The sequence below is a fragment of the Psychroflexus sp. MES1-P1E genome, from assembly GCF_002836055.1.
GTDB lineage: Bacteria > Bacteroidota > Bacteroidia > Flavobacteriales > Flavobacteriaceae > Psychroflexus.
This window is the reverse complement of record NZ_PJBS01000152.1, coordinates 19564-31003: the sequence shown is the minus strand read 5'-3', so window position 1 is coordinate 31003 and position 11440 is coordinate 19564. Positions and strand designations below refer to the sequence as shown.

Below are 11440 nucleotides of genomic sequence, written 5' to 3'. Positions count from 1 at the left end.
GAAGTTCTACACCCGGTCCACAAGGAGCAACAGGAGCAACAGGAGCACAGGGAGATATTGGAGCTGCCGGTGCAGATGGAGCACCAGGAGCAGCTGGAACTAACGGAACCGATGGAGCACAAGGTATTCAAGGAGCAACAGGTACATCTGGAGCAGATGGTGCAACAGGAGCAACAGGAGCACAGGGAGATATTGGAGCTGCCGGTGCAGATGGAGCATCAGGAGCTGCTGGAACTAATGGAAGTAACGGAACCGATGGGGCACAAGGTATTCAAGGAGCAACAGGTGCATCTGGAGCAGATGGTGCAACAGGACCAACAGGAGGACAGGGAGATATTGGAGCTGCCGGTGCAGATGGAGCAACAGGAGCAACAGGAGCACAGGGAGATATTGGAGCTGCCGGTGCAGATGGAGCACCAGGAGTTGCTGGAAGTAACGGAACCGATGGGGCACAAGGTATTCAAGGAGCTACAGGTGCATCTGGAGCAGATGGTGCAACAGGACCAACAGGAGGACAGGGAGATATTGGAGCTGCCGGTGCAGATGGAGCACCAGGAGCTTCTGGAAGTAACGGAACCGATGGGGCACAAGGTATTCAAGGAGCTACCGGTGCAACAGGAGCAGATGGTGCAACAGGACCAACAGGAGGACAGGGAGATATTGGAGCTGCTGGAAGTAACGGAACCGATGGACCACAAGGACCTACCGGTGCAACTGGTGCTGCTTCAACTGTAGCTGGACCACAAGGACCTGCTGGACCTACGGGTGCAACAGGAGCTGCTTCAACTGTAGCTGGACCACAAGGACCTGCGGGACCAACAGGACCTGCTGGTGATGGCAACTTAATTGTTACTCTAGTTTCATCGAACATAACAATTACTGATGAAGACCAACTTGTCAGAATCGATGGTTTAAGAACAATTACTTTACCAGCAAGTCCTACAACAGGAAGACGTTTATATTTAACTACTAATAATACAAGCGCTATTGTCAGTGTAACTGGAAATATCATATTTTTCGGAGGTTTCGGGAACTTCGGAACTGATACATTTCAAAATCTATTCGCGTCTAGTTTAGCTTTATTGATTTATGATGGTACTGAGTGGGTAGTAGTAAATTTCTAAACTAGAACTTTTAAGAGTCTTCAGAGACTATGATCTCTCATTCTACAATCAAGACCTGTTAATGAATTAACAGGTCTTGATTGTAGAAACAATAGGTAAAGCTCTTAACCCCAATGGACAAACGATTGCGGAAACAGAGACATATAACTTTACCATAAAAATGAGAACGTTGGGTAACTGGAGTGTCTACATTTGATGTGACGAATTTATATAGTCCGAAAATAAAGAGAACGGCACTAGAGAAAAGACAATATGTCAACATTAGTAGTTTTTTAGAATAAACTTTCACCTATATAATTACTTTTGGGGCTAAAAAAACACACTTGAGATATCTTACCATCATCCTATTTTTATATTCAGGAATAATTTTTTCACAAACTCAAAAAGACACTACCTCCCTAGAGGAAGTTAAATTGAAAACTTCGGTTGACATTGAGAGGGATTACCGGCAAGACGCCAATGTGTCTTTGCTTAATCAAGACGAGTTGTTACAGTCCAACCAAACGACAATCACTCCAATCCTTAATAAAATTCCTGGGGTGTATATGCAACAAGGAGGAATCAATACCACCAAAATCAATATCCGGGGTATAGGAGCAAGGGCCCAGTTTGAAACCAACCGGCTTAAGCTTTATTACAACAATATTCCCTTGAGCACCGCTAATGGAACCTCTATTTTGCACGATATAGATCTTACGACTATTTCTGAGGTGAAAGTGATTAAAGGACCACAAGCCACTGAATTTGGAGCGGGATTAGGTGGGGTTATCCAGCTAAAATCAGTCTTAAAAGAGGAGAACTATCTAGAGTCTGAATTTTTAGTGGGAAGCTTCGATCTTTTAAAACAAAACTACTCTATCAATCTTTCGGATGGAAATAAGAAAATTAACTTAACCTATAACAACCTAAGTGCTGGTGGATTTAGAGACAATAGCAACTACCAGCGAGAGTCTTATTTTCTAAACTCTGAAGCCCAACTCAGTACGCGTTCCAGACTTCAATTTGTGGGTCAAGTCATTCAATTAAAGGGGTTTATACCTAGTTCTTTAAACAGGTCTAGTTTTGAGGAAGATCCTACTCAGGCTGCGTTTACGTGGGGACAGGCTCAAGGCTTCGAGTCTTATACACGTGGTATTTTTGGCGTTAACTTAACGACAGAATTAACTTCAAATATCACACAAAACACCTCGGTTTTTACCAACTTTAGAGAGGCGTTTGAACCTAGGCCTTTTGATATTTTGGAAAATAATAATATCGGAATAGGGATTAGACATACCAGTGAGTTTGAGTTTAGTTTACTTGGAAATTCAGCTCAATTAACTCTTGGTGGTGAATTTTTGAGAGATGATTATGACGTTTCAACTTTCGAAAATAGATACCGAGACAACAATGGTCAAGGTTACTTACAGGGAAATATAGTATCGGATTTAGATCAAAATAGGCAATACATTGAGGCCTTTTCAACCCTAAATATTTTACTCTCTAGAAAATTAAACTTAAAATTAGGTCTGGCTACAAACAAGACAAGTTACGCTATTGAAGATAAGCTCTCTAATTCACAAAACTCACAAACTGGCGAGTATAGCTACGATCAAGTATGGTTACCTAATGTAGTGACTACCTATTCACTAGCAGAAAATCAAAAAGTATCAGCATCTGTAAGTCGGGGATTTTCTGTACCAACAGTAGAACAGAGCTTAACGGAAGAGGGCGTTTTTAACACAGATCTAGAGCCAGAAACGGGATGGAATTATGAAGTAGGCTACAAAGCCCGTTGGCTTGAGGACAAATTATATACCGAGGTCAATGCTTATTATATGGATGTTGAAAATTTACTGGTAGCCAGACGTGTGGCAGAAGATCGATTTGTGGGTATCAATGCGGGCTCAACCTCACATCCAGGGGTCGAGTTTTCCTTTAAGTCCAATCTAGATTATGGGTCTTGGCTACAGCTTCAGCCTTATGTCACAGGAAGCTTCAACTTCTACGAATTCAATGAATTTGAAGATCAGGGTGACTCTTTTTCTGGAAATGATCTCACAGGGGTTCCTTCACAACAATTCAGTTTTGGAGTGGATGCTCAAATCAATAATAGCCTCTATTTTTATTTTCAAACCAACGCTGTATCAGAGATCCCCGTGAATGATGCCAATACAGAATTCTCGGAGTCTTATGCTTTTTCTAATGTAAAATTAGAATACAAATTCCCTGTACTTGATAAAATTTCAGCAAGGCTAAGTTTTGGAATCAATAATGCATTCAACGAAAAATATGCGTCAAGTATTGTCACCAATGCTGGAGCATTTGGGGGAAACGAGCCGAGATACTTTTATCCCGGCGAGCCTAGAAATTATTTCGGTAGCTTTTCACTCAACTATGCTTTCTAGAACCTGTTTTAATTTGGCATCAGGTAATCGATAGCAAGTTGAGACATGGTTTTTACGCCTAAAAGCATACCAGCATCATCCACCTCAAAATCTCGGGTGTGATGCGGATAAGGGGTTTGATTCCCTGGAGTCATGCCACCTAGGAAAAAGTAAAATCCAGGAATTTCTTCTTGAAAGAATGAGAAATCCTCTCCTCCTGTACTAGCTTTTATAAGCTTTACTTTATCATCGCCAGCAATACCTTGAAGAGTGGGTAACATTTGGGCTGTCAATTCCAAATCGTTGAAGGTGACAGCCGTATTGTTTTGAAACTCTATCTCAGCATCTCCACCATACGCTTTGGCGATGGCAGGAACCATTTCAGTCATGCGTTTTATGACCATAGTTCTCATATCTGCATCCAATGTTCTCACAGTGCCTATCATTTCTGAAGTTTCTGGTATAATGTTATATCGGGTTCCGGAAGTGATTTTACCAACAGTAATCACGGCAGGCTCGTCAACTAATTCGGCTTCACGACTTATGATGGTTTGTAAACCATCAATTATTTTTGCAGAGATTAAAATAGGATCTACGCCTGTCCATGGGGTAGAGCCGTGAGTTCCTTTTCCTTTTACAAGAATAACAAAACGTTCTACAGCTGCCATATTTCCTCCAGGTTTATAGTTTATGGTTCCTACAGGAGTGGATGAATTAATATGAAGACCAAAAATGGCATCTACCTCAGGATTTTTTAAAACCCCTTCTTTTATCATCAGTTTTGCTCCTCCTTGTTCTCCCGGTGGTGGACCTTCTTCTGCAGGTTGAAATATGAATTTTACACTCCCGTTTATCAGATGTTTATTTTTTGAGAGGACTTCAGCAACTCCCATTAAAATAGCGATGTGCGTATCGTGGCCACACGCATGCATCACCCCCGTTTCAGTTCCTAAAAATGTGGTTATCACCTCGCTTTTATAAGGTAAGTCATTGCGTTCTGTGACGGGTAAGGCATCGATATCTGCTCTTAAAGCCACCACTTTTCCAGGTAGATCGCCCTGAAGCGTGGCAACAACTCCTGTATAAGCCACCTCCGTTTGCACTTCCAATCCTAAGCTTTTTAAATGTTCAGCAATTTTCTTAGCAGTTTCGAATTCCCTGTTAGACAATTCAGGATTCTTATGAAAATCATGCCTCCATGCGATGACTTGATCTTCAATAGATTCAATATCTTTTAAAAGCTGCTTATCTATTTGTGAAAATAGAGTTAAGGCACATAAAAGACTTAAGCTAGTAAGTAATATTTTCATAAGAGTTGATTTTAAAAATTAATAAGGGCGTATTTTTCATTTTGAAGTTGGATAAGTGCAGACATAGCTGATAAAGCAATTTTGACATCAGGGTGTAATCCCTTTTTAGAGATTAATCTGTGTTTTGAAGTTTGTCCGCATAGGATAATTTCAATATTATGTTCAGCTACGGCTTTGAATTCTTGATTGAGATCGACTTTAAAATCTGGATTTTCAATGTCGTTAACAGGCCTATTTGATTCAAGACTTAGATGAGTTTGGGATACCCCTAAAACAGATAGCAAAAGCATACAGGCAAGTAATATGGGTGTCATAAGTTAAGATTTGACGACAACAGAATCTGGAACAAAACCGGAATAATCACCGTTATTTCTAATGACATCTCTAACGATGGAAGACGAGATATAGCTTTTTCCACTTGAGGTGAGTAAGAATATAGTTTCAATTTTCTCGAGTTTCCTATTGGTGTGAGCAATGGCTTTTTCAAACTCAAAGTCAGCAGGATTTCTTAACCCCCGAAGAATAAAGTCAGCATTGTTTTCTTTACAGTAATTGACGGTCAGACCCTTATACGTGTCTACTTTAATTCTGGGTTCATCTTTAAAAGTCTCTTCCAGAAAAGATCTGCGTTCTTGAAGTGTGAACATATATTTTTTTTCAGCATTAACGCCAACAGCTAGTACAATTTCATCAAAAAGGGTTAGCCCTCTTGTGATGATATCGTAATGGCCTATAGTAATGGGATCGAAAGATCCTGGAAAAACTGCACGTTTCATAATTCGATTTTTGTATAAATTAATTAAATTTCAAAATTTTCAATAGCAACTTCCACGGCATTGGTAAATAAGTCCTGAAGAGAGATTCCTGCTGCTTTAGCTTGTTGAGGTAGAATACTTGCTTCCGTTAGTCCAGGGCAAGCATTGCATTCCAAAAAGTGAGGTTCGTTATTATGAAAAATAAACTCGGATCTGGTAAGGCCTTTAAGTTTTAATAGTTTAAAAATTCTCACCGCTTGATCTTTTACGTCTTTAGTTTGAGCGTCACTTATAGTGGCGGGTGTGATCTCCTTAGATTTTCCTAAATATTTAGCTTCAAAGTCAAAGAATTCATTTTCAGAGATAATCTCTGTCACAGGAAGCGCTAGTATGTTCCCATTGATATTGATAACGCCAACACTAACTTCGGTTCCGTCTAGAAAAGATTCAATAATAACTTCATCATCTTCTTTAAAAGAGTGTTCTAAAGCCGTTAGGATATCATCCTTGTGTTTCACTTTTGATATGCCATAGCTACTTCCTGCTCTATTAGCCTTTACAAAACAAGGTAACCCAATATATTCTACTATTGCTGAGGGATTTATATCATCTCCCTTATTGATGTATATGTTTTTTGCAGTTTTAATTCCATTAGCTCTAAGCACAGAAATACAATCGCGTTTATTAAAAGTAAGAGCTGCTTGGTAGTAGTCGCAAGCCGTTTGTGGAATTTCAAGAGTTTGTAAATATCCTTGAAAGAGACCATCTTCTCCTGGAGTCCCATGAATCGTATTAAAGACACAGTCGAAGTGTATCGGTTCTCCATTTATAACTACGGAAAAATTGGATTTATCGATAGGGATTTCTTCCCCTACATCTGTTTTTATGGTCCAGCCATTTTTTAAGATTTGAGCTCTGTACACCCTGTAATTTTCATTTTTTGTAAGGTGCTTATAAACGACTTCACCACTTTTCAGCGAAATTTCAGCTTCCTTAGAGTAGCCTCCCATCGCAACTGCAATGTTTTTCTTCATCGGATAAATTTTATTCAAATATAAGTGTTCAATAATGAATTAGACCTTGCAACTGTTCCATATGACGTCATCTGGTAATTTAGCTTCAAAACTGATATCCTCCTTGCGGACTGGATGCGTAATCGTCAATTTTTTGGAGTGTAGATGAATACTAGCATTTTTATTGCTCCTGTCAAATCCATACTTTAAATCTCCTTTTATCGGACAGCCTATAGCAGATAATTGACTTCTTATTTGATGGTGTCTTCCGGTTTCCAAAGTGATTTCCAACACGTGGTAATTATCTAAAGATTGAATTTTTTGATAGCTGAGAATAGCTTTTTTAGAATCTTCTACAGGTTTGATATGCGCATAGGATTTATTTTGCTTTGTATTGCGTTTGAGATAATGGACCAGCCTAGCTGATTCTGGTTTAGGTTTATTTTTGACTACAGCCCAATAGACTTTATGTGTATCTCTATCGGCGAAAGCTTTATTTAACCTTGAAAGTGCTTTCGAAGTTTTTGAAAACACCACAACGCCACTCGTTGGTCTATCTAACCGATGTACGACTCCTAAGTAGGCCTCTCCAGGTTTATTATACTTCTCTTTTAAATACAATTTGACCACTTCACTTAAGGGCAGATCGCCAGTCTTGTCTCCTTGCACAATATCGCCAGGCCGTTTGTTGATGACGATAAGGTGATTATCTTCAAAAATAACTTGAAGGTTTTTAGGCGTTGAGTTCATGTATCAAGATATTTATCTGTTGATTACTAAGGGATAAATTTAAATAGTATCCGAAATCTTTAATTTAAATTTTGCTTTTTAAAGCTTGGAGTTTTATCGAAAAAAGCAATAATTGACCGCTTTTTAATTTATAAAATCCTGCGTTTTATTTTTTAGTTTTTCTTGTATTTTTTTTTATAAACCACACGTTAGTTAAGATTAATGGATAGCCGAAATTACAATTTTTAGCAGTAAATAAAAGGCGAAATCTATTTTTAAATAGGTGTGCTGCACTTATCTTTCCAAGTAGTGTCACTGGTTTTAATCTTTTGAAATGAAGATTTTAAGTTATGTTGTTATTAAACCGTGACGAGTGTAGATTGTATTCATTTGGGAGTATAAGCTGATAAGGTTTAACTAAAAAATAAATGTTTGACAAGTCTTAATTTTTAAGAAAATCCATAGGATTTATGATTGTTTTAATAAAATCTCCCCGCAACATTATGGTGTAAATATCTAATTTTAACAAACCATAAATTATAATCATGAGACATTTTTATTTTATTTTATTCCTTTTAGGAAGTTTTATCTCCTCGGCACAAGGCTTAGCAGGAGAATTTACAGTTGGAGATTTGAACGCTGACTATGAAACTTTTACTCAAATGATAGTTGATCTTCAAACCGAAGGTGTTGGAAATGGAGGGGCTACTTTTACGATAGTTCCGGGTACTTATTCAGATATATTGATTTTAGAGTTAATTTCTGGGCTTTCTGAGACTTCACCTTTAATTATTACAGCAGAACCAGATTCAGTTTTTTTTGAAATTGTTGGAACTTCATCTTCAAGTGATGCTGCCTTTACGATTAATGCCTTAAGCTACATCACGTTTGAGAATTTAAACATTAGAGACGTAAGTGATGCTGGCAATGAATTAGAAAGAGGGTTTAGCTTTCTAGGATCCTCATCCGAAGGATGTTCATTTAATATAATAAGGGATTGTTCTATTTTTTTGGGGGCAAATGGGGCAAGACCCTTGATTTCAACACGAGGAATTTTTTTTGTCTCTGAGGCCAGTAGCCAAGAAGCCACTAATAGTGATAACCTTATTGATAATGTTTTTATAGATAATTCTGGTAGTGGTATTCAAATTCTAGCCTCTGCCGACTTTTTCGGTAGAGTTGATTTTGAGGATACAAATAATCAAATTATAAATAGTTCATTCGGAAGTACTTCAAGCTTAGGTCACGATTTAAGCAGTGGTTCTTTTGGGATTAATGCTTTAGGAAATAAGGATATGCTCATCCAAAATAACGTTTTTGAAAGTATTACCAACTTAAATTCTTCACCATCTTTACCTGTGAGCACAAGCGCTATAGTTATTGACTCAGGCTCAGGGGAAATCAGTCAGAATACAATAAACTATGTGGAATATGAAGGAACTATAGGCTCTACTTATGGAATAAAAGTGAGTACTATTTCTGGGGATTCAACTGTAATTGCCAATAATAAAATTTCTGGACTTGTGAGGAGTAATTTCACGGCTTCAACAACAGACCCTAGTTTATATTTATTTGGAGTCTGGGTTTTTGAGCAAGATGGTAATGTAGGTTTAACAAGGTTATTACATAACACTATAGTATTGGAACGAGAAGAGGCCGTGAGCTATCCTTCTGCTGGGATACAGTTAAGAAGCGGATCTTCTGGTCAACCTCCAGCAGAAGTGTTCAATAATATTATTATAAATTCTATTTCAACAGAAGATGAAGCGTATAGGTCTTATGCCATAGTAGATGGGAATAGTGATAGAGGCTTTTTGGTATCAGATCACAACCTTTTATTTGCTGACGGCGTGAATGGTTTTCTAGGTAGTATCGGACGTCGATTGGGAGAAACTGAGCAATTCACAAATGACCTAGCAGAATTTATTATTTTTTCTGAAACCAATGAAAATAGCGTCAGCTTTTCTCCTGTATTTCAAGATATAGCCTCAAATGATTTTAGTATTTCACCTGACGTAATTAATCCTTTAGACTATGTTGTCCCTAGACTAGAAGAAATCGACTTGGATCTATTGGGTAATCTTAGAGAGGATGTAGAGACTTATCTTGGTGCTTATGAAGGAACTGTTTTCTTGACAATTTCTAACATAAATTCAGGCGGTAACCTAACAGTTTACCCTAATCCATCCTCTCGTTTTATTTCTTTAGAATTATCTGGATTATCTATAGATGAAAATACATCTATGAAAATATATAATATAAACGGTCAGTTAGTTTTTGATACTGTAATCAAAAGTGAAAATGACTTATTAAATATCGAAATCAATAGTCTAAGCTCAGGACTCTATATTTTAAGAGTAAACACCGAGTCAAAATTATTCACTAAAAGATTTGTAGTGGAGTAAAACCTTTAAAAAAATTCATAAAAAAGGCGCTATCAGTAATAAGAGTAGCGCCTTTTTAAATTAAATTTTTAGAAGAATTAAGTTTGAATCACTCCTAAATTAAAATCTTTAGTAATAGGGGAGTGGTTGGCGATTTCTATTCCATTTGAAATCCACTTTCTAGTGTCCAAAGGTTCAATAACGGCATCTGTCCAAAGTCTTGCCGCAGCATAGTATGGACTCGTTTGGGTATCGTAATCATTTTTAATTTTATCGTAAAGTTCCTTTTCTTTCTCTTCGGTAATCTCCTCTCCTTTAGCTTTTAGTCGAGAGGTTTCAATAGATAAGAGGACTTTAGCGGCAGAGTTTCCACTCATAACAGCCAATTCTGCACTTGGCCAAGCAAAAATTAATCTTGGATCATACGCTTTTCCACACATGGCATAATTTCCCGCACCATAAGAATTTCCGATGATGACTGTAAATTTTGGGACCACAGAATTACTGACCGCATTTACCATTTTGGCACCATCTTTTATAATTCCTCCATGTTCACTTTTGCTCCCTACCATAAATCCAGTCACATCTTGGACAAATACAAGGGGTATTTTTTTCTGATTACAATTGGCTATAAATCGTGTAGCCTTGTCAGCAGAATCGCTATAAATGACACCTCCAAATTGCATCTCCCCACTTTTAGTTTTGACTAGCTTCCTTTGGTTAGCAACAATACCCACAGCCCAGCCGTCAATTCTAGCATATCCTGTGATGATAGTTTGGCCATAGCCAGACTTATACTCATCGAATTCTGAATCGTCTACAAGACGCTCTATGATAGGCATCATATCGTATTGGTCACTTCTTTTAGCAGGAAGTAAACCATAGATTTCTTTGGGATTTAATTTTGGTTTTTTGGATGTTTTTCGGTTAAAACCAGCTTTATCGAAATCACCAATTTTATCAACTATTCTCTTGATCTTTGTAAGGGCATCCTTGTCATCTTTAGCTTTGTAATCGGTAACTCCACTAATTTCGCAATGTGTAGTTGCTCCACCTAAGGTTTCGTTATCGACACTTTCACCTATAGCTGCTTTTACAAGATAACTCCCGGCCAAGAAAATACTGCCTGTTTTATCTACAATCATCGCTTCATCGCTCATAATAGGCAAATACGCGCCGCCAGCAACACAGCTTCCCATCACCGCAGAGATTTGCGTGATTCCCATACTACTCATTACAGCATTGTTCCTAAAGATTCTTCCAAAATGCTCTTTGTCTGGAAAAATTTCATCCTGCATGGGTAGGTAAACTCCTGCGCTATCTACTAAATATATAATGGGTAGTCTATTTTCAATAGAGATTTCTTGAGCTCTCAAATTCTTTTTTCCTGTAATAGGAAACCAAGCACCTGCTTTTACAGTAGCATCGTTGGCGACAACAATAACCTTTTTGTCCGAAACTTTACCAATTTTAACGACAACGCCTCCACCGGGACAACCGCCATGATCTGCATACATTCCGTCTCCTGCAAAGGCTCCTATTTCAATGGAGTCTTTAGCATCATCAAGAAGAAAATCTATACGTTCTCTAGCAGTCATCTTTCCTTTACTGTGTTGCTTTTCTATCTTTTTCTCTCCACCACCCAAACTTACTTTCGCAAATCTGTTTCTTAAGTCAGAAACTAAAAGTTTATTATGATCTTCGTTTTTATTAAATTTTATATCCATGAATTGAGCAATATTGGTTGAACCGCTAAAAT

Annotated in this window: 8 protein-coding genes and 1 pseudogene; 3 read left to right on the top strand and 6 right to left on the bottom strand. The window is 37.9% G+C overall.

The features are described from left to right. Both CXF67_RS05355 and CXF67_RS05350 read left to right on the top strand, forming a co-directional pair. A pseudogene (locus CXF67_RS05355) lies at window positions 1-1124 on the top strand (exosporium protein); the annotation flags it as partial. A 323-nt stretch (window positions 1125-1447) separates the two neighbouring features. Further along, on the top strand, window positions 1448-3511 hold the full coding sequence (locus CXF67_RS05350) for a TonB-dependent receptor family protein (RefSeq protein ID WP_102087804.1): 2064 nt from the start codon (window positions 1448-1450) through the stop codon (window positions 3509-3511). Between the two features lie 8 nt (window positions 3512-3519). On the opposite strand, the gene CXF67_RS05345 is transcribed toward CXF67_RS05350, so the two are convergent. Genes CXF67_RS05345 through CXF67_RS05325 form a run of 5 tightly spaced genes read right to left on the bottom strand, consistent with a single transcriptional unit; the run spans window position 3520 to window position 7318 of the window. Next, window positions 3520-4800, bottom strand: coding sequence for an amidohydrolase (locus CXF67_RS05345; RefSeq protein WP_102087803.1), 1281 nt, complete (start codon window positions 4798-4800; stop codon window positions 3520-3522). Window positions 4801-4811: 11 nt separating this feature from the next. Further along, complete coding sequence (locus tag CXF67_RS05340; RefSeq protein ID WP_102087802.1) at window positions 4812-5114, bottom strand: DsrE family protein; 303 nt, start codon at window positions 5112-5114, stop codon at window positions 4812-4814. 3 nt (window positions 5115-5117) lie between these two features. Continuing rightward, window positions 5118-5576, bottom strand: coding sequence for a pantetheine-phosphate adenylyltransferase (gene coaD, locus CXF67_RS05335; protein WP_102087801.1), 459 nt, complete (start codon window positions 5574-5576; stop codon window positions 5118-5120). A gap of 23 nt (window positions 5577-5599) precedes the next feature. Beyond that, on the bottom strand, window positions 5600-6589 hold the full coding sequence (locus CXF67_RS05330) for a D-alanine--D-alanine ligase (protein ID WP_102087800.1): 990 nt from the start codon (window positions 6587-6589) through the stop codon (window positions 5600-5602). 39 nt (window positions 6590-6628) lie between these two features. Then, on the bottom strand, window positions 6629-7318 hold the full coding sequence (locus CXF67_RS05325) for an RluA family pseudouridine synthase (RefSeq protein ID WP_102087799.1): 690 nt from the start codon (window positions 7316-7318) through the stop codon (window positions 6629-6631). A gap of 524 nt (window positions 7319-7842) precedes the next feature. Here CXF67_RS05325 and CXF67_RS05320 point away from each other — a divergent pair. Next, the gene (locus CXF67_RS05320) at window positions 7843-9702 is read left to right on the top strand and encodes a T9SS type A sorting domain-containing protein (protein ID WP_102087798.1); all 1860 of its coding nucleotides are present in this window, start codon (window positions 7843-7845) and stop codon (window positions 9700-9702) included. Window positions 9703-9779: 77 nt separating this feature from the next. Here CXF67_RS05320 and CXF67_RS05315 read toward each other — a convergent pair whose 3' ends face one another. Next, window positions 9780-11408 carry an acyl-CoA carboxylase subunit beta gene (locus CXF67_RS05315; protein WP_102087797.1) on the bottom strand — a complete coding sequence of 543 codons (1629 nt, stop codon included), beginning with the start codon at window positions 11406-11408 and terminating at the stop codon, window positions 9780-9782. Window positions 11409-11440: the final 32 nt, after the last annotated feature.

Excerpts from the sequence above, each read along its gene's own strand:
- CXF67_RS05345 (WP_102087803.1), bottom strand. The coding sequence starts at position 4,800 with ATGAAAATATTACTTACTAGCTTAAGTCTTTTATGTGCCTTAACTCTA.
- CXF67_RS05340 (WP_102087802.1), bottom strand. The coding sequence starts at position 5,114 with ATGACACCCATATTACTTGCCTGTATGCTTTTGCTATCTGTTTTAGGG.
- coaD (WP_102087801.1), bottom strand. The coding sequence starts at position 5,576 with ATGAAACGTGCAGTTTTTCCAGGATCTTTCGATCCCATTACTATAGGC.
- CXF67_RS05330 (WP_102087800.1), bottom strand. The coding sequence starts at position 6,589 with ATGAAGAAAAACATTGCAGTTGCGATGGGAGGCTACTCTAAGGAAGCT.
- CXF67_RS05325 (WP_102087799.1), bottom strand. The coding sequence starts at position 7,318 with ATGAACTCAACGCCTAAAAACCTTCAAGTTATTTTTGAAGATAATCAC.
- CXF67_RS05320 (WP_102087798.1), top strand. The coding sequence starts at position 7,843 with ATGAGACATTTTTATTTTATTTTATTCCTTTTAGGAAGTTTTATCTCC.
- CXF67_RS05315 (WP_102087797.1), bottom strand. The coding sequence starts at position 11,408 with ATGGATATAAAATTTAATAAAAACGAAGATCATAATAAACTTTTAGTT.